This is a genomic window from Cytobacillus mangrovibacter (assembly GCF_042865275.1).
Taxonomy (GTDB): Bacteria; Bacillota; Bacilli; order Bacillales; family Cytobacillaceae; genus Cytobacillus; species Cytobacillus mangrovibacter.
Genome location: NZ_JBIACJ010000005.1, coordinates 116,045 through 140,647, shown reverse-complemented (window position 1 = coordinate 140,647; position 24,603 = coordinate 116,045). Strand labels below are relative to the sequence as shown.

Sequence of the window (24,603 nt, the reverse complement as noted above, 5' to 3'; positions counted from 1 at the left end):
GTAAATTGAAAACATTTGTCATTAATCATATCACAAGGGAAAAACGGTATGCCGTTTTAAAAGACAATATCGTTGAAAAATTGGTGATTGATCAGCCAAAACAGCATTCGTCTGTTGGTCATATATATTTAGGAATTGTTGAGAAGGTACTCCCAGGGATGAATGCTGCATTCGTGGCAATCGGGGAAGAGAAGAGTGGATATTTACACAGAGATAAGCTGGCTTCATTTGTTCTATCTGATGATGAAAGATCAGTGAAGGCTTCCAATAGCATCTCTTCCTACGTTCATCAGGGACAAAGGATTCTCGTTCAAGTTGAAAAAGATGCGGCAGGTACAAAGGGCCCAAGGCTTACTGGTGTAATTGAATTACAAGGGGATCATTTGATTTATATGCCACAAGGCAGATATGTAGCTGTGTCAAAGAAACTTGAAAATGATCGTATAAGAGAAGAGTGGCGTCAATTTGGCTATCAAATGAAAGAGGAAGCAGAGGGTATCGTTTTTCGGACATCGTCCCAGAATCAATCACATGAGGCATTAATAGCGGAAATGGAGCGGCTGCGCCTTAACTATGAAGAAATACTACAAAAGGCCAGTGGGCTAAAGAAGCCTGGACTTGTGCTTGCCTGTCATTCTTTTATTGATGAGATACTGGATGAGATAAAAAACCTTGATGAAGGCGAAATTATTGTCGATGATGCTGGCGCGAAAGAGTATCTTCAAAAAAATACCGATCTCCCTGTCAGTCTATATACGGGAAAGGAAAGTATTTTTTCTGCATATCGTCTTGAACATGAAATTGAAAAAGCATTGAAACGAATTGTTTGGCTTGAGAATGGAGCGTATTTAATCATTGATGAAGCAGAAGCTCTTACAGTCATTGATGTGAACACAGGGAAATTCTCTGGGAAGACTAATCTTCGAGAAACCGTTTTAAAAACGAATGAATGGGCTGCGGTGGAGGCAGTAAGGCAGATTCAACTCCGAGATATTGGCGGCATGATTTTAATCGATTTTATTGATATGAAAGCGGAATACGACAAAAAGATTATTTTAAAAAGAATGGAAGCAGAATTAAAGAAAGATAAACGAAGGACCAATTTAATAGGATTTTCTCCACTTGGCATTCTGCAATTAACAAGAAAGAAAACGAAGCCAGCCCTATCGGAAAGCGTGATGACTAAATGTCCAACTTGTGAAGGAACAGGACGGATATTAAGTGCGGAAACGATTGTATTCCGCCTAGAGAGAGAGCTATGGGAGCTTCGTGGGAGTGATTATGAAGCAGTGCTCATCCTTGCTTCTGAAGAGGTGGAAGAGATCTTCTCGGGGGAACAAGATGTACATAGAAAGCGGATGGAAGATTTACTAGGAATGGAAATAGTGTTTTCCAAAGTCAAAGCTGAAAAGCCATTTTACGAAATTCGTCAGTTTGGGAATAAGCTTGAGTTAGAGAGAAAAGTATATTGACACAACTAAACATATTATGATAGTATTTTCATGTTATGTTTGTAGCGCACCCGTGCTACAACCGCACAGAACAGGTAGTAAGATTTTACTCAGGATGCATTTGCACATGAGTGAAGCGCCTGAAGATGGCGAGTCTTAGTCTAAGAGGAGGTGCAGTTCATGTACGCGATTATTGAAACTGGTGGTAAGCAAGTAAAGGTAGAAGAAGGTCAAGCTATCTACATTGAAAAGCTAGACGCAGAAGCAGGCGAAACAGTAACTTTTGAGAAAGTTCTTTTCGTTGGCGGAGAAAGTGTAAAAGTAGGAAGCCCTGTTGTTGAAGGTGCTACTGTTACAGCTAAAGTAGAAAAACAAGGTCGTCAAAAGAAGATCGTTGTTTACAAGTACAAATCAAAGAAAAACTATCGTAAAAAGCAAGGTCATCGTCAGCCTTACACTAAAGTTGTGATTGAAAAAATCAACGCTTAAGGTAATCTGAGATGATTGAAATTACGGTTATTCGTAATCAATCCGAAATGATTCAATCCTTTGCAATTAGCGGTCATGCCTTTTTTGCCAAGCGAGGAAAGGATATCGTCTGTGCAGGCGTATCTGCTGTATCGGTTGGTGCAATTAATGCCGTGCATGCCTTAACTGGTATCACACCTTTAATTGAACACAAGGAAGATGGATTTCTTAGCTGCGTAATCCCAGATCATCTCTCGGATGAAGCAAATGAGAAAATTCAACTTCTTCTTGAGGGAATGGTTGTCTCATTGAAAACGATTGAAGAAGAATACGGACAGCATATACAAATTACCTTCAAAAAGCAGGAGGTGGAATAAAATGTTATTGAAATTAGATCTTCAGTTATTTGCTTCTAAAAAAGGAGTAGGTTCTACAAAGAACGGTCGTGATTCACAATCAAAGCGCCTAGGTGCTAAGCGTGCGGATGGACAGTTCGTAACTGGTGGTTCTATCCTTTACCGTCAGCGTGGAACAAAAATCTACCCTGGAGTGAACGTAGGTAGAGGTGGAGACGATACACTTTTTGCAAAAGTTGATGGCGTTGTTAAATTCGAACGTCTTGGCCGTGACCGCAAACAAGTGAGCGTATACCCTGTAGCTCAAGAAGCATAAGCAATTGATGGGAAAACTCTAACCATTAAGGTTAGAGTTTTCTTTGTTTTAAAACGCTTCTCTAAAAGACAGTTGTTTTTAAACCATGAATACTATTGGCAAAAAGCTTAGTTGTTGATTGGAGCTACCTGGAGCGGAAATCAACCTCTACCAACTACATTTTAATTAGAAATAATTATTTCCTAAAATTGCTTACGGCTTCTCATCTTTTTGTTATACTTACATCAGGCAGTCTTCACAAAATAGCCGTGTAGGAGTGCATGTATGAATAAGGACTGGAATATGATTGAAGTGCTGAGATACGCACGCCATGACTGGTTAAATAAAATCCAATTAATTAAAGGGAATCTTGCCCTCAATAAAATTGATCGGGCAAAAGAAATTATAGATGATATTGTTGCTGAAGCTAGGCAGGAAGCTAAGCTGACTAATTTAAATGTTCCTCAATTTGCCTCGCAGATTCTTACATATAATTGGGAAAATCATTTGTTTCAATTGGAATATGATGTGCTGGATGGGTCAAAATGTGATTACTTGGATGATGAATGGCTTGCAAACTGGACAAGCTCATTTTTTGCCTGCTTAAATTCATCCATTAAACAATATTATGAGAACCATCTATCTGTGACAATTGACCCTCAAATAGAAGGTACCCGTTTCTTTTTCGATTTTAGAGGAATAATAACTAATAAGGATCAGGTAGATGCCTTCTTCAAAAATAAATCTACTGCTCCACAAATCAATGTTCAACTTTTAACAGATCAAGAGCTCTCGTTTGAGTTTTTTCTACATAAGTAAAAACAATCAGTTCTTGCTGTCTTCAAGATAAATGAGACAGCCAAGGCAGGAGGAATAATATGTTTGTCGATCAGGTCAAAATTTATTTAAAAGGCGGAGATGGAGGCAATGGAATGGTTGCTTTCCGCCGGGAGAAATATGTTCCAAATGGTGGACCAGCAGGTGGAGATGGCGGAAAAGGCGCAGATGTTGTTTTCGAAGTTAACGAAGGCTTGCGTACTTTAATGGATTTCCGATACCAGCGCCACTTTAAGGCCCCTCGTGGTGAACATGGAATGTCGAAGAATATGCATGGCAGAAATTCAAAGGATATGATTGTAAAGGTTCCGCCTGGTACGGTGGTTACGGATGCAGAAACCAATGTAGTCATTGCTGACTTAGTAGAGCATGGTCAGCGTGCCGTTATTGCAAAAGGTGGACGCGGGGGAAGAGGAAACTCAAGATTTGCTACCCCATCTAATCCTGCACCAGAATTGTCTGAGAATGGGGAGCCAGGGATTGAAAGAGAAGTCATCCTTGAGCTGAAGCTGTTGGCTGATGCTGGACTTGTTGGTTTTCCAAGTGTTGGGAAATCGACGCTTTTATCAGTGGTTTCTTCTGCAAGACCGAAAATTGCTGAATATCACTTCACAACAATCGCACCGAATTTAGGAATGGTGGAAACAGAAGATGGACGCAGTTTCGTTTTAGCAGATCTTCCTGGATTAATTGAAGGGGCTCACTCAGGAGTAGGGCTTGGCCATCAATTTTTAAGGCATATTGAACGGACGCGCGTAATTGTTCATGTAATTGACATGGCTGCGGTTGAAGGCAGAGATCCGTTTGAAGACTACCTAACCATTAATAAGGAATTGAAAGAATATAATTTACGGTTAACTGAAAGACCGCAAATCATTGTTGCGAATAAAATGGAAATGCCTGGGGCGGAAGAAAATCTGCAGAAATTTAAAGAGCAATTGGAAGAGGATTTTCCAATATTCCCAATTTCAGCAATCACACGCCAAGGGTTGAGGGATTTATTATTTGCGATTGTTAATAAAATTGAAGAAACACCTGAATTCCCACTTCTTCAAGAAAATGAAGAGGAAGAAACAGGAGTTCATCGTGTGCTTTATAAGCATGAAGCAGAGCAGAAGGAATTTACTATTACAAGAGACCCAGCAGGTAACTTCATCGTTTCCGGCGATGCAATCGAAAAACTCTTTAAGATGACTGACTTCTCAAGAGATGAATCGATTCGTCGCTTTGCTAGACAGCTTCGTGGGATGGGTGTCGATGATGCCCTTCGTGAAAAAGGTGCAAAAGACGGAGACATTGTTAAGCTACTTGAATACGAATTTGAATTTATTGAGTAACCACTAGGAGCAGGTGGGGAAATAATGAGACATGAGAAATTAGATAAAAAGTTTTTTTTAGTTCGGGAAGATGTATTACCAGAAGCAATGAAGAAGACATTAGATGCAAAGGAAATGATTGAAAGAGGAAAAGCAGAATCCGTTTGGGATGCCGCTCAAAAGGTGGATTTAAGCAGAAGTGCCTTTTATAAATATAGGGATACTGTTTTTCCTTTTCATACTGTGGTTAAAGAACGGTTAATTACATTGTTTTTTTATTTAGAAGATCGTTCGGGTACATTATCCCAATTATTAAGTGTGGTAGCATCATCAGGATGCAATGTGCTGACCATTCACCAGACCATTCCTTTGCTTGGAAGAGCGAATGTCACTCTTTCTTTGAATACAGCTGGAATGCAAATTGAGATTGAAGAATTATTAACAAGACTAAGAAGATTAGAATTTGTTGAAAGAGTTGAGGTACTTGGTTCAGGTGCATAAAGAATTTGCATCTGAGCTAAGTCCTTTTTTTATTTGCAACAATGAAATTAACTAAATATTTTTACATATATCATCTAAAGTGATAAAGTGTAATAAACGATTTAAGAGTGCTTTTAAAGGGAGAGAGGCTTACCGTGAGAATAGGTTTTTTGGGTCCAAAAGCAACTTTTACAGATATTGCCGTTCGCGAAATGTTTCCAAAGGAACAATCTGTTCCATATGCAACGATTCCAGATTGTTTTGATGCATTAATGGCGGATGAAATAGAAATGGCGGTTGTGCCATTAGAAAATGCACTTGAAGGGTCTGTCAATATTACGCTTGATTATTTAGTTCATGAAGTGGACTTACCAATTATTGCAGAAGTTACATCACCAGTGCGTCAGCATTTTATGGTTCATCCAATGAACAAGGATTTGTGGAAGGAAACGGGAATTATTTATAGTCATTCCCATGCCATTGCTCAATGCCATAAATTTTTGCATAGAGAGCTGAAGGGAATTCCTTGTGAAAACACGACGTCCACAGCAGCTGCAGCCCAATTTATTAAGAGTAACCCAGATATAAGAGGGGGAGCCATTGCAAATGAGCTAGCAGCAAAGGAGTATGGACTTGCAATTGTTCGTGAAGATATTCATGATGTTCATTATAATCATACTCGATTTATTGTCCTCTCAAAAAAGGAGATCCCTATAAGTGAGAGGAAAAATTCTTTTAAAGGGTACAAAACAACTGTGATGATTACATTGCCATCGGATCGAGCAGGCGCACTTCACCAAGTATTATCTGCTTTTGCTTGGCGCAAATTAAATCTCTCCAAAATTGAATCAAGGCCAATGAAAACCGGGCTAGGAAATTATTTTTTTATAATCGATGTCGATATGAAACAAGACGATATATTAATTCCGGGAGTTGTGGCAGAATTAGAGGCATTAGATTGCAAAGTAAAAATTTTGGGAAGCTATCCCTATTACCAGCTAGGGGTGGCAGAGAAATCATCGCTTCATGTGAATTCTTGAATGCTGTCGTCCAAATAGCAGAAAAGGGGCTGTCCAATAAGTCTATTATAGACTTTGGAATGCCCCTTTTCCTGTTATTCAATCCAAAAGTTTGCTCGTTTTAATGCTTCTACTGCTTCGTCTAGTTTCTCATTCGTTGCGGCTGAAATGGTATGAAGATGAATGCCTCCTGTAAGCTCTGACAGGTAAGAGGCTTTTGTTGATTTGATTTTCTTCATAAATTGTACAACCTCTTTCCGGTTTGAAACCATTACGGAGGCTGTTAAATCACCATATACCGGATGCTCAATTTTAACATCCTTAACAGTAATTCCGTGATCAACAAGCAAATTCAGTTCTTCTTCTGTTCTTTCTGGCGGATGGTAGCTTGCGATGATCCGTTCGACAATCGTTGTATGTGGCCCACCCTGTATAAGCAGCATATAGCCTTGGCTCGTTGCAATGATTGGCTCCCCTTTAGCCTTTAAAAGGGTGATATCCCCAACGATGACTTGTCTGCTTACATTAGTAATTGAAGCAAGCTCGCTGCCAGTAATTGGCTCGCCCTTCTCTTTTAAGAGCTGGAGCAGTAGCTCTCTTCTTTCTTCTCCGAGAACCTTACGCTGATCCTTCATAGTTTTTCTCCCTTACATCCCAATAATTATTAATTCTAACATAATTGAAAGATGAAATTAAACTGGATTAGTGTTATGTGTAGTCTGAACAATTTTAACAATGGATTCCCCAAGTTCTTTTGCATCCTCTTTCGTTGTTTCTAGGCCAAAGGAAATTCTGATAAACTCTTTTGCCATTTTTCCTGATACCCCAAGTGCCATCATCGTCTTCGAAGAGGATTTCATTCCTGTCTGACAGGCACTTCCAGTGGAAATGGCAAATCCATAGCGATTGCACTCAAGCATCATCCATTGTCCCTCAATCCCTAGAACGCGCATGCCGATTGTAGATGGCAGCTGGAGTGAATCATCTGTTTTATATACAACAAATTGGTTCTTAATCGGTTCAAGTGCATTGAGAAAGGTCTCGCGCAATAAATAGTAATGTGAATGGTTCTGGTCAAGCTTCTGATAAACCTTTTGTGCAGCAACAGTCATGGCTGCAATTGCAGGCACATTCAAAGTGCCAGGTCTAAATCCTTTTTCATGTGAAGCATTTGGATAATATCCATTCCAGTTTAACCGTGGGTGGATATAAACAGCGCCAGTCCCTTTTGGTCCATAAAATTTATGTCCTGAAATCGAAAGACTATCAACTGATTGAGCGACCCGCTGTAGATCTGTTTTTCCAAATGATTGAACACAGTCACTGTGGACTAGAATATCTTTTTCTTTGGCGAGCCAGCCAATTTCCTCAATTGGCTGTTTTGTGCCAATTTCAGGATTGCCATGCTGGATACAGATTAATGCCGTATCTTTTCGGATAGCATTTCTTAGCTGCTCGATATCAATATGACCTTGTTGATTAAAAGGGAGTGCGGTTACTTCATACTGCTGTTCCTCTGTTAATTTTTCTATTGTGCTTGTGATCGATGAGTGCTCAGCGATTCCTGTAATAATGTGCTTTCCCTTCTTTGCAGATAAAAGAGCATGAATGGCAAGAAAATTGCCTTCAGAGCCTCCGCTAGTAAAATAGATCCCTTCCTTCACTACTCCTAATAATTGCGCAATTTCTCTTCTGCAATTTTCCAACAGCTCATTGGCTTGACTGCCTATATCATGAAGACTGCGTGTATTTCCGTAATATTCAGTAGCTGCCTTTACATATACCTCTGCTGCATCCTTGTCTAGAGGACATGTAGCTGCATAATCAAAATATTTCATTCATTTCCACCAGCTTCCAAAGTTTTCTTATTGTAAGTATAAAAAATAATTAGCTAGAAAAGTAGCTAAATAACAAATCTATTAAAAACACTTGTCATAAGTTTAAAACTATGTAAATATAAGTGTCAAGACACCTGTAAAAACAGGAGGGTGAAAATGAATAAGGCTAATGTCATTATTCTCGGCAGTGGGATTGCGGCCTTGCAGTTAGCAAAGAGTCTTAGCCGTGATATGAATGTGATTATTCTCACAAAGTCAAATATGAATAAAAGCAATTCTTATCTTGCACAAGGTGGAATTGCAGCAGCAATCGGGAAAAACGATCATCCTGAAAGGCATTTCGAGGATACGCTTGAAGCAGGAAGATACCATAATGATCCAACCATTGTCCATCAGCTGACAAAGGAAGCACCATCATTAATTCAAGACCTAATAAATAGAGGGTGCTCATTTGATAAGAATGAAGAGGGTGAGCTTTTACTTGGGATGGAAGGAGCTCATTGTGAACATCGAATCATTCACGGGGGCGGGGATGCAACCGGAAAAACAATGATTCAATTTATGACTTCTGAAATAAATAATAATCTCGAAATCATTGAAAATATGTTTGTTTATGAATTGCTAATGGATGAGGCAAGAAAACGATGTATTGGTGTAAAAGGCAAAGACTTGGATGGCCAAATCGTTTATTTCTTCTCTGAACATATTGTGATTGCCACAGGCGGTTGTGGACAGCTATACGCCTATACGTCAAATGCAGAAACCGTTGCAGGTGATGGAATTGCACTTGCTTATCAGGCTGGTGCACAAATTGCTGATATGGAGTTTATTCAATTTCACCCAACATTGCTTTATACGAAAGGGAAAGCAGTTGGGCTAGTATCAGAAGCTGTGAGGGGAGAAGGCGGTCGTCTGGTTACAGAGGCAGGCATACCGATTATGAAGGGAATTCATCCACTTGCTGATCTCGCGCCAAGACATATCGTTTCACAAACTATTTACAGCTATTTAAAAACAGGGAAGAAAATCTTTCTTGATATTTCAGCAGTAAATGATTTTTCAAATCGCTTTCCGACGATTACAGATTTATGCAGGCAAAACGGAATTGATTTGCAAACTGGTTTGCTGCCTGTTGTTCCTGGAAGTCACTTTTTAATGGGCGGCATAAAAACTGATTTATTCGGAAGAAGCAGTGTCGAGGGCTTGTACGCCATTGGCGAAGCAGCTTGCACAGGTGTGCATGGGGCGAACCGACTGGCAAGCAATTCATTGCTGGAAGGGCTATTTTTCGGAAAAAGGCTTGCGGAATGGATTAATGCCGAAGCCATTAAACGGCCATTGCAGGGTCTCTCTTCTGTAAAAATCCAGAATCCGATTGCTGAAATAAGGAAATTACCAGTTGTTAATGAGCTACAAGCTTCAATGATGGAGCATGTAGGGATTGTACGAACAAGAGAAGGATTGAAGAAGCAAAAGTCATGGCTGGAGAGCTATCATGTGAAGGATTGGGCAAATGAAAAGTTGGATCATTTAACATGGGAAGAAATGTCTCAAGTTTTTATGCTGATTACAGCATGGCTTGTTACTGATTCTGCCTTGAAACGAACAGAAAGCCGGGGAGGCCATTTTCGTGAGGACTACCCATTTGAAAATAATCAGGAGTGGCTTAGAAAGCAAATTATTCAATGTCAGTTATCAGGAGAGGATGGAAAGCATGAACAAATTAAAGCTGCGCTTGCAACTTGAGCAATTTTTTCTAGAGGATATTGGTGATCAGGATGTAACAAGTGAGTGTATCTTTGGTCCAGAACAAAGAGGGAAAATTGTCTTTTTGGCCAAAGCAAATGGTGTTTTTTGCGGAGAAGAAGTGATTTGTACGGGGTTTGCCCTGCTTGATCAGGAAATTAAGACTGATGTACTTGTTAAGGATAGCGATCGAATTGAAAAAGGGCAGACCATTGCGACAGCAGAGGGAACGGTTTCCTATTTATTAAAAGGAGAGCGGGTCATTCTGAATCTCGTTCAGCGCATGAGCGGCATTGCAACGAAAACGAGGGAAGCTGTTTCTGTTTTGAATAGCGCACATACGAAGATTTGTGACACGAGAAAGACGACTCCAGGCTTAAGAATGCTTGAAAAGTATGCGGTTCGATGTGGGGGCGGCTTCAATCATCGCTTCGGGCTTTATGATGCAGTAATGATAAAGGATAATCATATTTCGTTTGCTGGCTCCATAACGAAGGCAATAGAAAACGTAAAGACAAACATTGGGCATATGGTGAAGATTGAAGTAGAAACAGAAACGAAGGAACAAATGATGGAAGCGATTGCAGCAAAGGCTGATGTCATCATGTTCGATAATCGAACACCAAATGAAATTAAGGAATGGATTTCAAATGTACCAGAAGGCGTAATAACAGAAGCATCAGGCGGAATTACTTTAGATAATTTAGCAGGCTATGGTGATACAGGTGTTGATTACATCTCACTCGGTTTCTTAACACATTCGGTGCAAGCTTTAGACATTAGCGTAAAGGTAACGGTTGGCGAATGAATTGGTGCGGTATAAGCTGAAGTGCTCGATAAAATGTAAAAGTTGATCAATAAATTGCAAAACATGCTAGATACCAAATGAAATGCACCAGATTTCAAACAAAAAAGGGAGTAGTGAGTATGAATATTTTCCAAACAATTGATAAAACATCAAATATTCTTCCAGAAAAGTATCGCAAAATGACTACTGCAGAATTAGAGGGAAAAGTATTAACAATCAAAAGAAAGCTCGGCAGCAAATTATTTATTCCATGCCATCATTATCAAAAGGATGAGGTCGTTCAATTTGCAGATGCAACAGGTGATTCCTTAAAGCTGGCACAGCTTTCCGAGGAAAATAAAGAGGCAGAGCATATTGTCTTTTGTGGTGTTCATTTCATGGCTGAGACCGCTGATATTTTAACAAAGGAAAATCAAAAGGTTCATTTGCCTGATATGCGGGCTGGCTGTTCAATGGCTGATATGGCAGATATGCACCAAACAGAAAGAGCGTGGGAAAAGCTAGAGAAGATTTTCGGAGAAACAATCCTGCCTTTAACATATGTGAATTCAACAGCAGCAATTAAATCCTTCGTTGGTCAGCATGGCGGTGCAACAGTCACTTCTTCAAATGCTGAGAAAATGCTAAAGTGGGCATTTGAACAGAAGCCACGGATTTTATTTTTACCTGACCAGCATTTAGGCCGGAACACAGCCTATGATTTAGGCATTGGGCTGGATGAAATGGCTGTTTGGAATCCAATCAATGATGAATTGGAATATGATGGTCCAGTAGAAAAGATTAAAGTCATTCTTTGGAAAGGCCACTGCTCAGTTCATGAAAATTTCAACGTGAAAAATATAGAAGATGTGCGCAGCAATTATCCAGAAATGAAAATTATCGTTCATCCTGAATGCACAAGAGAAGTCGTTGCCTTATCAGATATGGCCGGATCTACAAATTACATTATCGAAGCCATTAAACATGCGGAAAAAGGCTCATCATGGGCGATTGGCACGGAAATGAATCTTGTTAATCGAATCATTCAGCAGCATCCAGATAAGCATATCATTTCGCTTAATCCACATATGTGCCCATGTTTGACAATGAATCGGATCGATCTTCCGCATCTAGCATGGTGTCTAGAATCGATTGATCAAGGTGAATCCAATAACATTATAGATGTAGACAAAAAAGATGCTCAATTTGCGAAGCTGGCGTTGGAAAAAATGCTTGCCCGTGTCTAAAAATCTCCAGTCATGGAGGTTTTTTTTTCCATTTAAAACCCTCTGATGACACGCTGTCCAAACATATTCTCAAAAAGAATTGCATAAGTTTTTGTGTAGAGTGTTAGCAATTTGCCCATTCCGACATACACTATATGGACTTATCGCAGATTAACGGGCTGCAAATCTCAATTTGAAAATATAGAGAAATCGGAGGGGAAACTTGGGATGAACTGCCCGTAAAAGCCCGATTGGTTCAACTAGCCATCAGTGGAAAAAACACCACTGATGGAAGTTTCACCTTATGAATAGTAGGAGGGATCAGAGTGAAGATCCATATCGTACAAAAAGGGGATACTCTTTGGAAGATCGCCAAAAAGTACGGCGTGAACTTTGAAGAGCTGAAAAAGATGAATACACAGCTCAGCAACCCTGATATGATTATGCCCGGTATGAAAATAAAAGTTCCTGGAGCAGGAGGATCCGTTAAGAAGGAAGCTCCGATTGGAGGCATGCCGGAAACAAAAGTCAATATGGGTGCTAAAAAAGAGATGCCAAAAGCAGAACATCCTTTTGTCAAAGAAAAACCGATTACATTGCCTGTGGTTGAAGCACCAAAAGAAGTGCCGGTAAAAGAAAAACCGGTGCAAGTACCACCGAAGAAAGAGGTACCAAAAGTAACAGCGCCACAAGTAGAAATTCCGAAAGAAGTGCCCAAAAAACCTTATATTCCGAAAATGCCAAAACCGATCCTGCCTGAGATTGATATCAATAATTACTATATGATGAATATGGCTAATCTATCCGTGCAGCAGCCTGCACCACAGTTGCCGCCAAAGCCAGTAAATATACTTCCAGAAGTAAAACCAATTGCTAAACAGCCGCCAAAAGCTGTTAAGAAAGAATTACCTAAGGAAATAAAACAAGGGGGTCAAGAACAACCGATGTATCCATATTACCCAAATAATTTATATCCTGCTTCACAAGGAATGCCTGGTTCTGGTCAACAAGGTGGTTTCCCACAGCAAATGGCCTTTCCACAAGTCCAAGGAGCAGCTAATATGCCGATGAATCCAATGCCATATCAAAATTATGGATTAGCGGGGGTAGAAAGCCCTGGTTATGAGGAATCTCCACCATTTATGCCAATGCATCAGTTACCGCATCATTCACAGCACCAAATGCCGCATATGCAGCAGCCAGCACAAGCACAAATGCCGGCGCCTGTAATGGGTGCGCAAGATATGGGGCAGCAGCAATTGCCGCTTCAGCCAACCTATACAGCTCCAGTAATGCAGCAGCCATTCTATCCTTGCCCTTGTCCTTGTCCGCCGCAATTGTTCCCTATATCACCTGTTATGCCTGGATCAGGTTTTTGTGGACCAATCCCATATGGGCAAATGCCATACGGATTTCCGCAAATGGGGCAAGTACAGGGAGTAATGGATGAATCCCCTGAAATGGCTCAAATGCCATTAATGCCGACTGAATACCAAATGCCTGCAATGCCAACACAAAGCCAAATGCCATTAATGCCAACACAAAGTCAAATGCCATTAATGCCAACAGAAGGAGTAAAGGGAGCTGAGGCAGATTGTGGCTGTGGAGGCGGCGCACCACAGATGGCTCCGTATGGATATGGCCAAGGATTTGCACCAGGCGGATATGGAGGCTTCCCATACGGACAGCAAATGGGATTTGCCCAGCCACCTATGATGAACCCGTATGGCTATGGTCCAATGGGCGGGCAAGCGTTCGGAATGCCGCGGAATTTTGATGAAAGCAGTGAGTTTGACGTTTAAAAATGGAGGAGACGATTTGTTTCAGAATCGTCTCTTCTCTTATTTACAAAAACAGCTGATTGTTCCGATTGAGGAGATTGTGCCAATTAAAAATAAGGTTTACCGAATAAAAGCGGATACATTTAATTTCATATTAAAAGGATTTTTTTCATATCATCAGTTCGTTTTACAAGATAGTTTTTCTGATTCTTTACATCAGGAAGGATTTAATCAAACATATACTTTTTATCCATTAGCGAAAGAACCTCCGCTGCTGTTTGATCAAACCTATTATGGATGTTTGGAATACATTCATCCTTCAACCAATACATTTACATTTCAGAAGCAGGAAGACCGGTTGAAGGGCCTAGAGATTCTTTCCCACTTTCATGCTGTGACTGAGAAATTAACGGGTCAATTTCAGATGGCTGTACCTCACTTTAATCATATAGAAAAATGGCAAGAGCGTACCGCTATCTTTCTAAATAATCTTCCTGTCATTCGTTATTTTATTCAAAAGGAAATGGTCAATGAATGGCTTCTATGGGCGGATTGGTCTTTAAAAGGGATGCAGAAGGAATCATATATATTTGAAAATGGCAAAAAGGTCATTTTACATGGGGATGTGGCTCATCATAATTTTTTGCGAGCAAAGAATGGTGATGTATATTTAATTGATTTTGATCTCATTAGCTTAGGAAACCCACGTTCTGATTACCTTCAGTATGCCAATCGGATTCTTCCCTTTATTAATTGGTCACTTGAAGATCTAGCCGATTATAAAGAATTGGCTGATTTTCTTGATGAAGAGGGATTTATTTATGCACTTGCTTTTCCAACAGATATCTTCAGAGAGTGGAATCGGGCTATTCGGGAAAAAAACTATTTAAAGCCAACAAAAATTCAAGCATTACTCGATTTAACTGTTAAACAATTTCAGGAAAGGCAGAACTTTTTCATGGAGCTCAAAAAAAGAGTTGGTCAATAGCCATGATTGGTAATAACTTTAGGAATGAAAAACCTTCTTAATTGGCAAGCTACTGATGAGCATAATGCTCATGCTTGTTAGATTAGCGAAGGAGGGTTTTCGCTTGAACAAGAAACTTGTTGCACTTCCATTTTCAGCTATCATGTCTTTAGGGTTAGTTGGCTGCGGGACAAATGATGAATCAGCAGCACAGGACCGCTACACAGATCAAGCACAGCCAATCGGTTATTATTCAAATGAAAACCATCGGAATCGTGGAGGCAATGCTCAAATTCTTGATGGAGCCGACAATGATGGACCATTTACCGAGATGATGGACCATACGTTTGGGATGGAAGGCCAAAATGGCAGAACGAACCGTCCAAACACATATGATGGCGTAAACACCCGTAACGTAAATAATAATCAGAATGATGGACAGGGAAATCACCTTTTTAGTGAAGATGACGCCAACTATCATAGCCATTTAGGCAATAATATGCGAAAAGCAAAAAATTCCTATTATGAAGCCTATCATGGTAAGTTGGTTGAAAACATTAATAGGGCTGCTGCTTCTGTCAATAATGTAAATGATGTTCAAACAGTAGTGAATGGGGAGCATGTGATTATTGCTGCCAATATTCAAGATGCCAATCGCAAGAGCGAGACGGTAGCAGCTATTGGCCAGGCTGTTCAGCCATATTTAAATGGAAGAACAAGTAAAGTTGTAACAGATGAAAGCACATATAACCGTTTGAAAGTGATTGATAATGACCTTCGTGATGGCGGTCCAAAGGATCAGCTTTATGTTGATGTCAAAAATTTGTTTCGCAACTTAACCGACTAGAAAAACAAAAGGGTAGAGCTTTAATGCTTTGCCCTTTTTGTGTGGGAAAAGGAGCATTGAATAAGCTTGAAAAAAATGGTCACAATAGATATTGAAATAAAGCTTAAAGATTTGTATTTATTTAAGAGGTGATCAAATTTGAGAACCAATGAGGCTTCTAGCATACTCTTTTGTTTGGTGGCTTTTCTCTCTCTTACCTTTCTCCCTATTCCTTTGAATATATTTATGAGTGGAGAAAGTATTGTATTAGCAAACGATCAAGTAGAAAAGAAGAATCCTCTGCAAATGCATGTGATTTTGGAGCGGATATATGTAGATGGTGAGATTAGTCAAGAGTCTATAACTGAAACGATCTGGTCGATGGCAGACTTTTGGGCTAAATACGATGGATGGCAGCTCATAGATAGCAAGATAGACAAAGTAGTATTTCGGATGCAGATGGATGATATTTCCCCATTATTAAAATCGAATGGATATTTTGGGGTTACGGAAGAAGGAGTGCTGACCATTTTTAACGGGCGGCCGCATAAGACAAATATTATTCAATCTTTTTTTCAAATAGACCTAGGGCGGCTTGAAAGTAAAAAATGTGAAGAGTTGAAAAAAGGCATTCCGATCAAGTCGAAAGAAACTTATGTGGAAGTACTCGAAACGTTTAAATCTTATTCGAAAGAAGAGAAACTAGCGAATTAAAGAGTAAAAGCTCCAGTAGCCGTTTTAGGCACCGGAGCTTCTTTGTTTTACTTTTCTACACTTGTAATAATGTATTTTCCATCTTTTAATTCGATCTGATAACTGACATTCTCTGCTGTCTTGATTGTGGCTTTATTTTCGTCCCCTTCAATGGTAACGGTTTCTTGATTCGTATCTAAGAAAGAAGGGTTAAAGTAGGCTTCTGCATTAATAATCATTTGACCTTCTGCTGTTTTTTCGCCGGTCGCATAATGTGTATAAATATCCTTTGCAACTTCTTCACTATAATATTTAGATAAAAACGCAATGGCATCATTTTCATCAGAGAAACTTGCGTTAATAATAGGTGTTTCTTCATCAGCAGCAAGCTCTTTATGGAAAACCTCATTAACTTTTAGTTCGGCAACTCGTACTGAATTATACATCTTTGATTTAACTGAATCCGTTAATTCTGAAGTCTTTTCTACCTTATCTTTTTCAGCCGTTTCTTCTTTAGAAGAGGAACAGCCAGTGACAGCAAATAAAAGTGAGAAAATTGCTAATAAAGCTAATAGTTTCTTCATTCTTTTGACCCCCAATGATGTTTTGAAAACATTTTCAATTATAAATTTTAATAATCTATTTTTGCAACCTTTTTTTCTACGAACCTAAATTAAAGTATGGTACAATGAGGTACAGCAAATCAGAGGAGCGAGTGTTTTGTTTGAATTTATTAAAGGCCGGGTCGAATATATTGGACCGGAGTTTGTTGTAATCGAAAATAATGGGGTTGGCTTTCAAATCTCAACACCCAATCCTTTTAGCTTTCAAAAGGTAAGCGGCCAAGAAGTCAAGATTTTTACTTATCATCATGTTAGGCAAGATTTCATGGCTTTATACGGTTTTCATTCAAGAGAAGAAAAAACACTATTCATCAAGCTTTTGGATGTAACGGGAATTGGTCCAAAGGGTGCGTTGGCAATCCTTGCTGCTGGTGAGCCTGAGCAAGTTGTTCAAGCGATTGAAAATGAGGATGAAGCGTTTCTCGTTAAATTCCCTGGGGTAGGAAAGAAAACAGCAAGACAAATTATCCTTGATTTAAAAGGAAAGCTGCAGAATATCGTCCCCGACTTCTTTCCGGATTTATTTTCTGCTGATAAAATACGCCCGCTTGAGAGCGAGAATATGGCTGATTTTGAAGAAGCAATGCTTGCCTTACAAGCACTTGGCTATTCAGAAAAGGAAATTAAGAAGATCTCCCCAGAATTAAAAAAGGAAAAACTGACAACAGACCAATACATAAAAAAAGCGCTGCAGCGACTTTTAAAATAATCGTTTATATATGAGGCGGTGATAATTAATGGAAGAGCGGATCATTTCCGGCGAGGCTGACATTCAGGAAATCTCTTTTGAACAAAGCCTGCGTCCTCAAAGTTTAAAGCAATATATCGGACAGGATAAAGTAAAGGAGAATCTTGAGATTTTCATTCAGGCAGCGAGGCTAAGGCAGGAAACACTTGACCATGTCTTGCTGTATGGGCCGCCTGGGCTTGGGAAAACTACTCTTGCTGCAATTATCGCTAATGAGATGGGTGTTAATATTCGTACGACTGCTGGTCCAGCTATCGAAAGACCTGGTGATTTAGCAGCTATTCTTACAGCATTAGAACCAGGCGATGTTTTATTTATCGATGAAATTCATCGGCTGCCGCGAACAATAGAAGAGGTATTATATCCTGCAATGGAGGATTTCTGCCTGGATATTGTGATCGGTAAAGGGCCGAGTGCTAGATCTGTCCGGCTTGATCTTCCTCCTTTCACTCTTGTAGGGGCGACAACAAGGGCAGGTTCTTTGTCTGCGCCTTTACGGGATCGTTTCGGTGTGCTTAGCCGGTTAGAATACTATAATGAGACACAGCTGACGGATATTGTTATGCGAACAGCTGAAGTATTAGATACAGTCATTGATAATCAGGCTGCTGTGGAAGTGGCGCGAAGATCTAGAGGGACACCGCGAATTGCGAATAGGCTTCTTAGGAGAGTAAGAGATTTTGCTCAGGTGAAAGCAAATGGAGCAATCGATGAACAGTTGGCTAACGAAGCTTTAGAGCTTTTGCAAGTAGACCGTTTAGGGCTTGATCATATTGACCATAAATTATTAAGAGGGATAATTGAGAAATATCGCGGGGGACCAGTTGGTTTGGAAACAATTGCGGCTACAATTGGAGAAGAATCACATACAATTGAAGATGTTTACGAACCCTATTTATTGCAAATTGGTTTTCTTCAGCGTACGCCAAGAGGCAGGATTGTAACAGAATCAGTGTACCGGCATTTTCAGATGACGGTTCCAAAAACGTAAATAATATTAAAGTTGGTGCATCATGAAGGTAGATTTATTTGATTTTCATTTACCAGAGGAATTAATCGCGCAAACCCCTCTTGAAGAGAGGACAAGCAGCCGTTTAATGGTACTGGATAAAAAGACTGGAAAGATCCAGCATACAATTTTTAAACAGATTAAAGCTTATTTCAAGGCTGGAGATTGTCTTGTACTTAATGATACAAGAGTGCTTCCCGCTCGGCTCTTTGGAGAAAAAGAAGGAACAGGTGCTAAAATAGAGGTTCTTCTATTGAAGCAGCAGAATGGTGATGCTTGGGAAACGCTTATTAAACCAGCCAAGCGTGTAAAAGTAGGGACAAGAATTGTGTTCGGTGATGGGATTTTAACAGCCGTTTGTACTGAAATGTCTGAGCACGGCGGACGTGTTCTTGAGTTTCAATACGAAGGGATCTTTTATGAGGTTCTTGAGCAATTAGGGGAGATGCCTCTGCCGCCATACATAAAAGAGCAGCTGGATGATAGAGAACGTTATCAAACGGTTTTTGCACGGGAGCGCGGGTCTGCCGCCGCACCAACTGCCGGTCTTCATTTTACAGAGCAGCTGCTAGAAGAAATAAAAGATATGGGCGTCCACATTGCTTTCATTACTCTCCATGTCGGACTGGGTACCTTCCGTCCTGTGAGTGTAGATGATTTAAATGAGCATGAGATGCATTCAGAATTTTATCAAGTAACAGAAGGAACGGCTCGGCTTCTAAACGAAGTGAGAGAGAATGGCGGTAGAATCATATCAGTTGGAACTACTTCTACTAGGACACTTGAAACCATTGCTGCTGCAAATAATGGGCGTTTTCAAGAGTCGAGCGGATGGACAGATATATTTATCTATCCAGGCTATGAATTTAAAGCCATTGATGGCATGATTACTAATTTCCATTTGCCGAAATCAACGCTTATTATGCTTGTTAGTGCACTAGCAGGCAGAGAGAACGTCTTGAACGCCTATCGTGAAGCGGTTGAACAACAATACCGTTTCTTTAGTTTTGGAGATGCTATGCTGATTTTGTCAAGTGAATCTGACAATGTGGAAGGAGAACAAACAAATTGACAGCTATTCGCTATGAGTTAATAAAGACATGTAAGCAAACGGGGGCAAGACTTGGCCGTGTTCATACACCACATGGCACTTTCGAGACTCCAGTATTTATGCCAGTTGGAACGCTGGCAACGGTGAAAACAATGTCACCGGAAGAGCTTGTAGAAATGGGTGCAGGCATTATTTTAAGTAATACTTATCATCTTTGGCTGCGTCCTGGACAAGAGATTGTTGAGGAAGCAGGCGGTCTGCATAAATTTATGAATTGGGATCGTGCCATTTTAACGGATTCTGGCGGTTTTCAAGTGTTTAGCTTAAGTGAATTCCGCAAGATTGAAGAAGAAGGCGTCCATTTCCGCAATCATTTAAATGGGGATAAATTGTTTTTATCTCCTGAAAAAGCAATGGATATTCAAAATTCGCTCGGTTCGGATATCATGATGGCCTTTGATGAATGTCCACCATTCCCTGCAACATATGAATATATGCAGAAGTCTGTTGAGAGGACTTCACGCTGGGCTGAACGCTGTTTAACTGCTCATAAGCGTCCGAATGATCAAGGGCTATTTGGTATCGTTCAGGGCGGTGAATATGAGGAGCTTCGAAAACAAAGTGCAAAGGATCTCGTTTCTCTTGACTTTCCAGGGTATGCTGTAGGTGGATTATCAGTAGGTGAGCCGAAAGATATAATGAATCGTGTGCTTGAATTTACAACGCCATTGCTTCCATCTAATAAACCAAGATATTTAATGGGGGTTGGATCACCTGACTCATTAATTGATGGAGCTATTCGAGGAATTGATATGTTTGATTGTGTGCTGCCAACAAGAATTGCACGGAATGGCACATTGATGACAAGTGAAGGCCGCTTAGTTGTTAAAAATGCGAAATTTGCAAAGGATTTCGGTCCAATTGATGAAAATTGCAATTGCTATACATGCCGAAATTACAGCCGTGCCTATATCCGCCATTTAATTCGCTGTGATGAAACATTCGGAATAAGACTTACTTCTTATCATAATCTCTATTTTCTGTTAAACTTAATGGAACAGGTCAGACAAGCGATCAGAGAAGATCGTCTCGGCGACTTTAGAGAAGAATTTTTCGAACGATACGGCTTCAATAAGCCGAATGCGAAAAACTTCTAAATAGGAGTGTTCAATAGATCAAATTTGATTTGATGAACATTCTTTCATATGTGAAAGGGGGGAAAATACATGGAAATGATTAGTACAATTGGACCACTATTGCTAATGTTTGTTTTATTTTACTTTTTACTAATTCGTCCGCAGCAGAAGCGCCAAAAGGCGGTTCTGCAAATGCAGACTGATTTAAAAAAGGGAGATAAAATCGTTACAATCGGAGGTCTTCACGGCTTTGTAGATGCCATCGATGAAGGGAAAGTTGTCATCAAATGTGGGGATGGAAGCCGTCTTACATACGATCGCGCAGCTATTCGCGAAGTAACAGAAGCATCAGCTGGCGATATGCTTGCGAAATCATAATAAGAGAAAGAAGCGAGGTCCAATAGGTCCCGCTTCTTTTTTTTTATGCTGCTGTTCTTGATTTATTTGACATATTTACACCTAGAATACCGCCCATCATGGCTGTCAGTATAAAGCAGATATGATAGATCATCTGCTGCGTATCAAATAAGCTATCGTGTCCTAAATATTGAAATAAGAAAATGATCAGTGAATAGATCAGTCCTGTTAATCCCCCAAGCAGCCAGCCCTTCTGTTTCCCTTTTCCACCTGAAACAAAACCTCCAATGAAAAGTGAAACGAAAGAAATAGCTGTAACAACAAATTGTAGGGATGATTCCTGAAGAGATGTAAATGTTAGTAACAGAGAAATAATTAAACTGCAAACAATCGCAAGTACAAAAATGACAATAAGCCCATAAAGGATCCCACCGCCAACGTTTTTTGATTCTTCTATTTTGCTCCTCCCCTTTCTATCTGTGCGGATATATCAGAACAATCGATTGGACTGCCTGATTCCTTAGTACAAGCATATTCATATAAAGAAAAAATAGAATATAAATCTTAATGACAATTAAATATGAAAAACACTTTTGGGAAAAAGTACATGACATCTTTTCTTATGTGAGGTTAAAAATAAAAGAGAATGTCATTTAAGGGGGGAATGGTGTATGGCAGAGTACGCTACAATTATTTTTCGGACAACCTTCTTATACATCATCATTATGGTTATCTTTCGAACGATGGGAAAGAAGGAACTTGGCCAGCTTAGTACAGTGGATATTGTAGTCTCAATTATGATCGCAGAAATGGCGGCATTGGCGATTGAAAATCCAGAGAGTTCATTATTTAGCAATATCCTTCCGATGTTAGTATTAATGCTTATTCAAATGACCTTTTCCTACGCAACACTTAAAAGCAAGAAGTTACGTGATTTAGTTGATGGAAAGCCGACCATTCTCATTAATAAAGGGAAGATAGATGAAGCAGCAATGAAAAAGCATCGCTATAATTTAGATGATTTACTGCTGCAACTAAGAGGAAAAGATATACGAAATATAACAGATGTAGAGTTTGCCATCTTAGAAACAACTGGAGAATTATCTGTGCTGAAAAAGGAAAAAAAGAATAAAGGAAAGATGACCATCCCGCTTATACTAGATGGGATGATCCAAGAGAATAATTTGAAAGATATCAATGAAACTAACTTTTGGCTGCGGCAGCAGCTGAAGAAGAGGGGATACAATGATATTCACAAAATCTCTTTTTGCAGCTTTGAGAATGGGATATTCTATATTGATTTAAAAGATGAGAAAAAATAGGAGGTACTCTTCGTATGAAAAATAATCCTCCGTTATTGTCAAATCCTTATTCTTATTGGAAGTAACCGATAAAATATGAAAAGTGACCGATAATTTGGGTAAAACCGATTGATAAAATGAGAAACAGATTGATAAATAGAGGAAACTGACCGGTAAATTTTGAAATAGATTAGATTATTTCCTAATCTGAAGCATTATCTTATCGCAAACTTGGATAAAAACTCTCCGATCCAAGGAATTCGTCTCAACTCTTCCTTTTTTACTAATCCTAGTAGTAAAGTAAGGCTCGAATATAGGATAGAAATCACTATCGCAATCAGCAATACCTTAATGATCAGATGCACACTGCCATTTAAATTTTGGAGAATAAAATAACCTGCATATCCTGATACTCCCATTACGAGGAAGGTTTTAATATATTCACGGATATAGAATGTAAATGAAACCTTTTTCAGAATGGTTGAAAAGTGCAGCAATGTGACAAGGACAAAACCAACAAGGATTCCCATTGCAACACCGTTGATTCCAAACTCAGCCTGCCGTGCAAGTAAATAGATGACAGCAGTTTTTACAACGGCTCCAATCAAGCTATTGATCATCGCAGCTCTAGCCAAATTCAATGCTTGAAGTGCTGCTTGTAATGGGCCTTGAAAATAATAAAATAAAAAGAATGGAGCCATTAACTTAATAAATTGTGTACCGCTTGATGAGTTATACATGGCTTGCATTAATTCATCAGACAGTACATATAGAATGACAACAGCTAGACCCCCAGTTAAAAGGCAGAATCGGAGTGCCTGCTGTAGACGATATTCGATAAGCCGCTGATTATTATTGGAATTTGCCTCGCTTATCGCAGGAACGAGAGCGGTAGAAAGAGAATAAGTAATGAATGAAGGCAGCATAAGTAATGGCATGGCAAAACCAGTCAATGCCCCGTACTGTTTTGTCGCAGCAATGGCTGCTACACCTGCGATTGCCAGGCTATGAGAAACAACAATCGGTTCAAAGAACCAAGCTATTGAACCAATCATGCGGCTTCCCGTTGTTGGAAGGGCAATACTCATTAACTCTTTAAATGTACTTTTTCCGGATTTCACATATTTAAAAAATTGCTTTCGTACCCTAAATTTCTTCTTTAGTTTAAACGTAGTTAATAAATAAATTAGAGAAGCTAATTCACCGATCACTGAGGCAAGCATCGCACCTGCTGCAGCATACTCGATTCCATATGGAAGGAATGCTTTTGTCATCGCAGCAATTAAAGTAATTCTCACCATTTGCTCAAGCATTTGGGAGAGGGCAGCTGGTTTCATGTTTTGTCTGCCTTGAAAATATCCCCTAATGACTGATGAAATAGCGATGATTGGCACAATTGGTGCAATAGCTAGCAATGGTAGATGTGTACGCGGATCAGTGAATAATGTTTCTGAGAGCAATGGAGCAAGGAAGATTAGAGCAGGTGTGAAAATAGCAGAAAGTGAGATCGTTATCGCTAGTGAAACGACTAAAATTTTCTTCACCTTAGCTGAATCGCCGCGTGCTACTGCTTCTGCCACATTTTTAGAAATAGCAACGGGCAATCCAAGCTGTGTGATTGTGACAACTAGGATTAAGGTTGGAAAGGCCATCATATATAATCCAACGCCTTCTTCTCCAATAAAGCGTGCGATAACAATTCGATTTATAAACCCAAGCACCCTTGTAACGAGCCCGGCTGCTAATAGTATCATTGTTCCTTTTAAAAACTTAGACATTGGATTCCCTGCCTTCTCAAAATAGGTGTAATCATATACAATTATCTATATGCAAGAAAGTGGACAAAGCATGACAAGCAATCATTATTTTTATTTGAATAGTAAATTGTAAGGTATTAAGAACGTCCCAGTCATTTGAAATAAGAGGAGGGTTCGATATTGAAGACTAGCCATGCGTACGATCACTTCCGAGAGCATGTTCAACCAGCATTAAGGAGCAAATTAGAAGAGTTTTTTTTGTTAGGATACGGTCATGTGAAAGAAAAGGAGCTTTGGGATTTTTTAGTGAGGAAGAAATGGCGAAAGACTGATGAAAATAAACGTATCTCCGAACTTGTTGAAGATATCCTCTCTATTAAGGTGGGAGAATACTTTCACTTCGCTACGATTGAAGCTTTTAAAGGGGCAGAGTTTGCTTTTGATGACGAAGATGAACTGCGGGAGCTTTTAAAATAGTATGTTTTTATAGGCAGAAGAGGTTTTGAGAACTGGGGATAGACAAAGAGGCCTTTTT

27 protein-coding genes and 1 other annotated feature are annotated in these 24,603 nt (G+C 39.6%); of the genes, 22 read left to right on the top strand and 5 right to left on the bottom strand.

Translation table 11 applies throughout. The features are described 5' to 3' along the window. The first annotated feature begins 5 nt into the window (after positions 1-5). The 8 genes from ACFYKT_RS11050 (at position 6) to pheA (ending at position 6,243) form a co-directional block, all read left to right on the top strand. Positions 6-1,472, top strand: coding sequence for an Rne/Rng family ribonuclease (locus ACFYKT_RS11050; RefSeq protein WP_389219421.1), 1,467 nt, complete (start codon positions 6-8; stop codon positions 1,470-1,472). 49 nt (positions 1,473-1,521) lie between these two features. Beyond that, positions 1,522-1,618 (top strand) — a sequence feature (ribosomal protein L21 leader region). A 13-nt stretch (positions 1,619-1,631) separates the two neighbouring features. Next, entirely contained in the window at positions 1,632-1,940 is a 309-nt protein-coding gene (gene rplU, locus ACFYKT_RS11045) for a 50S ribosomal protein L21 (protein WP_389219419.1), read from the top strand. 11 nt (positions 1,941-1,951) lie between these two features. Continuing rightward, on the top strand, positions 1,952-2,296 hold the full coding sequence (locus tag ACFYKT_RS11040; protein WP_389219417.1) for a ribosomal-processing cysteine protease Prp: 345 nt from the start codon (positions 1,952-1,954) through the stop codon (positions 2,294-2,296). A 1-nt stretch (position 2,297) separates the two neighbouring features. Beyond that, the gene (rpmA, locus tag ACFYKT_RS11035; protein WP_389219415.1) at positions 2,298-2,591 is read left to right on the top strand and encodes a 50S ribosomal protein L27; all 294 of its coding nucleotides are present in this window, start codon (positions 2,298-2,300) and stop codon (positions 2,589-2,591) included. A 264-nt stretch (positions 2,592-2,855) separates the two neighbouring features. Continuing rightward, positions 2,856-3,389 (top strand): Spo0B C-terminal domain-containing protein, encoded by a 534-nt coding sequence (locus ACFYKT_RS11030; protein ID WP_389219413.1) that lies wholly within the window; start codon positions 2,856-2,858, stop codon positions 3,387-3,389. Between the two features lie 59 nt (positions 3,390-3,448). Beyond that, complete coding sequence (gene obgE / locus ACFYKT_RS11025) at positions 3,449-4,744, top strand: GTPase ObgE (RefSeq protein WP_389219411.1); 1,296 nt, start codon at positions 3,449-3,451, stop codon at positions 4,742-4,744. A 24-nt stretch (positions 4,745-4,768) separates the two neighbouring features. Then, positions 4,769-5,224 carry an ACT domain-containing protein gene (locus ACFYKT_RS11020; protein WP_389219410.1) on the top strand — a complete coding sequence of 152 codons (456 nt, stop codon included), beginning with the start codon at positions 4,769-4,771 and terminating at the stop codon, positions 5,222-5,224. Positions 5,225-5,358: 134 nt separating this feature from the next. Beyond that, positions 5,359-6,243 (top strand): prephenate dehydratase, encoded by an 885-nt coding sequence (gene pheA / locus ACFYKT_RS11015; protein WP_389219409.1) that lies wholly within the window; start codon positions 5,359-5,361, stop codon positions 6,241-6,243. A gap of 74 nt (positions 6,244-6,317) precedes the next feature. Here the strand turns inward: pheA and ACFYKT_RS11010 are convergent, their stop codons facing one another. Together ACFYKT_RS11010 and ACFYKT_RS11005 are read right to left on the bottom strand one after the other, a co-directional pair. Next, positions 6,318-6,857 carry a transcription repressor NadR gene (locus tag ACFYKT_RS11010; RefSeq protein WP_389219407.1) on the bottom strand — a complete coding sequence of 180 codons (540 nt, stop codon included), beginning with the start codon at positions 6,855-6,857 and terminating at the stop codon, positions 6,318-6,320. 57 nt (positions 6,858-6,914) lie between these two features. Further along, entirely contained in the window at positions 6,915-8,060 is a 1,146-nt protein-coding gene (locus tag ACFYKT_RS11005) for an IscS subfamily cysteine desulfurase (protein ID WP_389219405.1), read from the bottom strand. A 156-nt stretch (positions 8,061-8,216) separates the two neighbouring features. On the opposite strand from ACFYKT_RS11005, the gene nadB reads away from it, so the two are divergent. The 7 genes from nadB to ACFYKT_RS10970 all read left to right on the top strand — a co-directional run bounded on the left by nadB (position 8,217) and on the right by ACFYKT_RS10970 (position 16,107). Next, positions 8,217-9,806 (top strand): L-aspartate oxidase, encoded by a 1,590-nt coding sequence (gene nadB / locus ACFYKT_RS11000; protein ID WP_389219403.1) that lies wholly within the window; start codon positions 8,217-8,219, stop codon positions 9,804-9,806. After that, positions 9,775-10,614 (top strand): carboxylating nicotinate-nucleotide diphosphorylase, encoded by an 840-nt coding sequence (nadC, locus tag ACFYKT_RS10995; protein ID WP_389219402.1) that lies wholly within the window; start codon positions 9,775-9,777, stop codon positions 10,612-10,614. Before nadB ends, nadC begins: the two co-directional genes overlap by 32 nt. Positions 10,615-10,733: 119 nt before the next feature. Beyond that, entirely contained in the window at positions 10,734-11,840 is a 1,107-nt protein-coding gene (gene nadA / locus ACFYKT_RS10990; protein WP_389219400.1) for a quinolinate synthase NadA, read from the top strand. Positions 11,841-12,145: 305 nt separating this feature from the next. After that, positions 12,146-13,621: a SafA/ExsA family spore coat assembly protein gene (safA, locus tag ACFYKT_RS10985; RefSeq protein ID WP_389219398.1), complete on the top strand. Its 1,476-nt coding sequence runs from the start codon at positions 12,146-12,148 to the stop codon at positions 13,619-13,621. A 16-nt stretch (positions 13,622-13,637) separates the two neighbouring features. Then, complete coding sequence (locus ACFYKT_RS10980) at positions 13,638-14,588, top strand: phosphotransferase (protein ID WP_389219396.1); 951 nt, start codon at positions 13,638-13,640, stop codon at positions 14,586-14,588. A gap of 103 nt (positions 14,589-14,691) precedes the next feature. Further along, positions 14,692-15,414: a YhcN/YlaJ family sporulation lipoprotein gene (locus ACFYKT_RS10975; RefSeq protein ID WP_389219394.1), complete on the top strand. Its 723-nt coding sequence runs from the start codon at positions 14,692-14,694 to the stop codon at positions 15,412-15,414. A 225-nt stretch (positions 15,415-15,639) separates the two neighbouring features. Beyond that, entirely contained in the window at positions 15,640-16,107 is a 468-nt protein-coding gene (locus tag ACFYKT_RS10970) for a BofC C-terminal domain-containing protein (RefSeq protein ID WP_389219754.1), read from the top strand. Positions 16,108-16,154: 47 nt separating this feature from the next. Here the strand turns inward: ACFYKT_RS10970 and ACFYKT_RS10965 are convergent, their stop codons facing one another. Further along, complete coding sequence (locus tag ACFYKT_RS10965; protein WP_389219392.1) at positions 16,155-16,670, bottom strand: endonuclease; 516 nt, start codon at positions 16,668-16,670, stop codon at positions 16,155-16,157. A 136-nt stretch (positions 16,671-16,806) separates the two neighbouring features. Between ACFYKT_RS10965 and ruvA the strand changes: the two genes are divergently transcribed. From ruvA to yajC, 5 genes are all read left to right on the top strand, one after another. Continuing rightward, positions 16,807-17,418: a Holliday junction branch migration protein RuvA gene (ruvA, locus tag ACFYKT_RS10960; RefSeq protein WP_389219390.1), complete on the top strand. Its 612-nt coding sequence runs from the start codon at positions 16,807-16,809 to the stop codon at positions 17,416-17,418. A 28-nt stretch (positions 17,419-17,446) separates the two neighbouring features. Then, positions 17,447-18,448: a Holliday junction branch migration DNA helicase RuvB gene (gene ruvB, locus ACFYKT_RS10955; RefSeq protein WP_389219388.1), complete on the top strand. Its 1,002-nt coding sequence runs from the start codon at positions 17,447-17,449 to the stop codon at positions 18,446-18,448. Between the two features lie 22 nt (positions 18,449-18,470). Next, complete coding sequence (gene queA, locus ACFYKT_RS10950) at positions 18,471-19,538, top strand: tRNA preQ1(34) S-adenosylmethionine ribosyltransferase-isomerase QueA (RefSeq protein ID WP_389219387.1); 1,068 nt, start codon at positions 18,471-18,473, stop codon at positions 19,536-19,538. After that, the gene (gene tgt, locus ACFYKT_RS10945) at positions 19,535-20,674 is read left to right on the top strand and encodes a tRNA guanosine(34) transglycosylase Tgt (RefSeq protein ID WP_389219386.1); all 1,140 of its coding nucleotides are present in this window, start codon (positions 19,535-19,537) and stop codon (positions 20,672-20,674) included. Before queA ends, tgt begins: the two co-directional genes overlap by 4 nt. A 69-nt stretch (positions 20,675-20,743) precedes the next feature. Further along, a complete protein-coding gene (gene yajC, locus ACFYKT_RS10940; RefSeq protein WP_389219384.1) occupies positions 20,744-21,031 on the top strand; it encodes a preprotein translocase subunit YajC in 288 nt (95 codons plus the stop codon). Between the two features lie 43 nt (positions 21,032-21,074). Here yajC and ACFYKT_RS10935 read toward each other — a convergent pair whose 3' ends face one another. After that, positions 21,075-21,467, bottom strand: a complete 393-nt coding sequence (locus tag ACFYKT_RS10935) for a TIGR04086 family membrane protein (RefSeq protein ID WP_389219752.1) — start codon at positions 21,465-21,467, stop codon at positions 21,075-21,077. A 214-nt stretch (positions 21,468-21,681) separates the two neighbouring features. Between ACFYKT_RS10935 and ACFYKT_RS10930 the strand changes: the two genes are divergently transcribed. After that, entirely contained in the window at positions 21,682-22,332 is a 651-nt protein-coding gene (locus ACFYKT_RS10930) for a DUF421 domain-containing protein (protein WP_389219382.1), read from the top strand. Positions 22,333-22,526: 194 nt separating this feature from the next. Here ACFYKT_RS10930 and spoVB read toward each other — a convergent pair whose 3' ends face one another. Next, complete coding sequence (gene spoVB / locus ACFYKT_RS10925; protein WP_389219380.1) at positions 22,527-24,089, bottom strand: stage V sporulation protein B; 1,563 nt, start codon at positions 24,087-24,089, stop codon at positions 22,527-22,529. A gap of 159 nt (positions 24,090-24,248) precedes the next feature. Between spoVB and ACFYKT_RS10920 the strand changes: the two genes are divergently transcribed. Beyond that, complete coding sequence (locus tag ACFYKT_RS10920) at positions 24,249-24,545, top strand: post-transcriptional regulator (protein WP_389219378.1); 297 nt, start codon at positions 24,249-24,251, stop codon at positions 24,543-24,545. Positions 24,546-24,603 lie beyond the last annotated feature (58 nt).

Excerpts from the sequence above, each read along its gene's own strand:
- ACFYKT_RS11005 (WP_389219405.1), bottom strand. The coding sequence starts at position 8,060 with ATGAAATATTTTGATTATGCAGCTACATGTCCTCTAGACAAGGATGCA.
- ACFYKT_RS10930 (WP_389219382.1), top strand. The coding sequence starts at position 21,682 with ATGGCAGAGTACGCTACAATTATTTTTCGGACAACCTTCTTATACATC.
- rplU (WP_389219419.1), top strand. The coding sequence starts at position 1,632 with ATGTACGCGATTATTGAAACTGGTGGTAAGCAAGTAAAGGTAGAAGAA.
- ACFYKT_RS10970 (WP_389219754.1), top strand. The coding sequence starts at position 15,640 with ATGAGTGGAGAAAGTATTGTATTAGCAAACGATCAAGTAGAAAAGAAG.
- yajC (WP_389219384.1), top strand. The coding sequence starts at position 20,744 with ATGGAAATGATTAGTACAATTGGACCACTATTGCTAATGTTTGTTTTA.
- nadB (WP_389219403.1), top strand. The coding sequence starts at position 8,217 with ATGAATAAGGCTAATGTCATTATTCTCGGCAGTGGGATTGCGGCCTTG.
- ACFYKT_RS11030 (WP_389219413.1), top strand. The coding sequence starts at position 2,856 with ATGAATAAGGACTGGAATATGATTGAAGTGCTGAGATACGCACGCCAT.
- spoVB (WP_389219380.1), bottom strand. The coding sequence starts at position 24,089 with ATGTCTAAGTTTTTAAAAGGAACAATGATACTATTAGCAGCCGGGCTC.
- rpmA (WP_389219415.1), top strand. The coding sequence starts at position 2,298 with ATGTTATTGAAATTAGATCTTCAGTTATTTGCTTCTAAAAAAGGAGTA.
- ACFYKT_RS10965 (WP_389219392.1), bottom strand. The coding sequence starts at position 16,670 with ATGAAGAAACTATTAGCTTTATTAGCAATTTTCTCACTTTTATTTGCT.
- ACFYKT_RS11010 (WP_389219407.1), bottom strand. The coding sequence starts at position 6,857 with ATGAAGGATCAGCGTAAGGTTCTCGGAGAAGAAAGAAGAGAGCTACTG.
- obgE (WP_389219411.1), top strand. The coding sequence starts at position 3,449 with ATGTTTGTCGATCAGGTCAAAATTTATTTAAAAGGCGGAGATGGAGGC.
- queA (WP_389219387.1), top strand. The coding sequence starts at position 18,471 with ATGAAGGTAGATTTATTTGATTTTCATTTACCAGAGGAATTAATCGCG.
- ruvB (WP_389219388.1), top strand. The coding sequence starts at position 17,447 with ATGGAAGAGCGGATCATTTCCGGCGAGGCTGACATTCAGGAAATCTCT.
- ACFYKT_RS11020 (WP_389219410.1), top strand. The coding sequence starts at position 4,769 with ATGAGACATGAGAAATTAGATAAAAAGTTTTTTTTAGTTCGGGAAGAT.
- nadC (WP_389219402.1), top strand. The coding sequence starts at position 9,775 with ATGAACAAATTAAAGCTGCGCTTGCAACTTGAGCAATTTTTTCTAGAG.
- ACFYKT_RS11040 (WP_389219417.1), top strand. The coding sequence starts at position 1,952 with ATGATTGAAATTACGGTTATTCGTAATCAATCCGAAATGATTCAATCC.
- nadA (WP_389219400.1), top strand. The coding sequence starts at position 10,734 with ATGAATATTTTCCAAACAATTGATAAAACATCAAATATTCTTCCAGAA.